This window comes from Rhizobacter sp. P2_H2, from assembly GCF_056403375.1.
Genome location: NZ_JBFUFP010001169.1, coordinates 1 through 1,610 on the forward strand (window position 1 = coordinate 1; position 1,610 = coordinate 1,610).

Consider the following 1,610-nt stretch of genomic DNA (forward strand, 5'->3'; position numbering starts at 1 on the left):
GTGCAGCACGCCGGCCATCGCGATGTAGTTGATGTCGTGGCCGGCCCGCTGCGCCCACGGCCCGGTCTGGCCATAGCCGCTGATCGAGCACATCACGAGCCGCGGGTTGCGCGCCGACAGCACATCCCAGCCGAGCCCGAGCCGGGCCATCGCGCCGGGGCGGAAACCTTCGATCAGCACGTCGGCACGCGCCACCTCGTCGAGCAGCACGGCGCGATCGGCCTCGTCGCGCAGGTCCAGCGTGCGCAGCGCCTTGCCCTCGTTCAGGCGGCGGAACATCAGCGCCGGCTCGCCGGCAGCGCGTTCGGCCTCCGTGCGCCACAGCTCGCGCGCGCCGTCCTGCTGGCCGGGCGGGCCTTCGATCTTCAGCACCTCGGCGCCCAGGCGCTGCAGCTCCAGTGCCGCCAGCGGCCCGGGCAGCAGCCGCGTCAGGTCGACGACCTTCACGCCGTCGAGAGGCAACGCGTCCCGGATTGCGCTGCGCTCCATCCGGGCTACGACTTCACTCGAATTTTCCTTCGCGCATCCATTTCGTCGCGACCCACTTCTCGCCTTCCAACACCGGCGCGCCGCCATGCAGCGTGCGCGTCATCGCGTGCGGCCGGTCGTAGCTGAAGAACACCGCATTGCCCTTGACCGGCGAGACCTCGAGGTTCACGTCAGGGAAGGTCGTGGCACCGCCGCGCTTCGGCGAGTTGAGATACACCACCAGCGTGCCGACGCGCTGGCCGCCGCGCTTCAGGATGGTCGGCGTGCCCGGCTGCGCCGGGTCGAAGTAGTCGTAATGCGGCTTGTACTCGGCCCCCGGCTGGTAGCGCAGGATCTGCAGCCCCTCGCCGTTGTCGAGCGGCCAGTTCAGCAGCGTCGCGATGCGCGCCTCGATGCGCTTGCACACGTCGTTCTCGCCGCGGCCGAAGAACATGCCCTCGCTGGTGCGCGCGACATTGACCTCGCTCGCACCGGTCGTCGTGACCACCGTCTCGGAGCGGGCGAGCCGCTGGCGCGCCAGCGCGACGAGCTCGTCGCACTCGGCCTCGGTCATCAGCCCGCCGAACACGACGACGCGCGGGTTGCGCATCGTCATCACGATCTTGACCTCATGCCCGTCGACCACCACCGAGCCGGGCGAATCGAGCAGGTCGGGCTCGGGCACCGGCACCGGCACCGGCAGGCCGTTCGCCTTCGCGTGGTCCTTCAGGAAGCCCTGCAGCGTGTCCTCGAGCGCCTCGATCGCGACGTCTTCGGTCCAGCCGCTGTCGATCATCGACTTCAGGACGTCGTCCGGGCTGCGACCGGCCTTGGCCTGGTCGATGATCCATTGCCGCAGTTCGGGCGTGATGCTCTGCTTGGTCGTGCTGTTCATGGTGGGTTCAGCTCAGGTGTCGGCGAAAAACCAGCCGGTCGGGTTGCGACGCGGCGGGATCGAAACGGTAACCGTCGGCGTTGAATTTTTCCAGCCCCTTCGGGGTGGCGAGCTTCTTCTTGATCGCGTGCCGCGCCATCAGCCCGCGGGCGCGCTTGGCGAAGAAGCTGATGACCTTGTACTGGCCGTTCTTCCAGTCCTCGAACACGCACTCGACGACGCGGGCCTTCAGCACCTTGCGGCGCAC

General features: G+C 68.7%; 3 protein-coding genes. All 3 read right to left on the bottom strand.

Annotated elements, in window-relative coordinates; all coding sequences use genetic code 11:
- Positions 1-489: CoA transferase (locus tag AC1D15_RS31230; protein ID WP_477829092.1), on the bottom strand; the 489-nt coding region annotated here is incomplete at its 3' end.
- A gap of 13 nt (positions 490-502) precedes the next feature.
- Positions 503-1,363, bottom strand: coding sequence for a 2OG-Fe(II) oxygenase (locus AC1D15_RS31235; RefSeq protein ID WP_047500456.1), 861 nt, complete (start codon positions 1,361-1,363; stop codon positions 503-505).
- Between the two features lie 7 nt (positions 1,364-1,370).
- A partial coding sequence (gene yaaA, locus AC1D15_RS31240; protein ID WP_477829093.1) for a peroxide stress protein YaaA occupies positions 1,371-1,610 on the bottom strand: 240 nt, incomplete at its 5' end.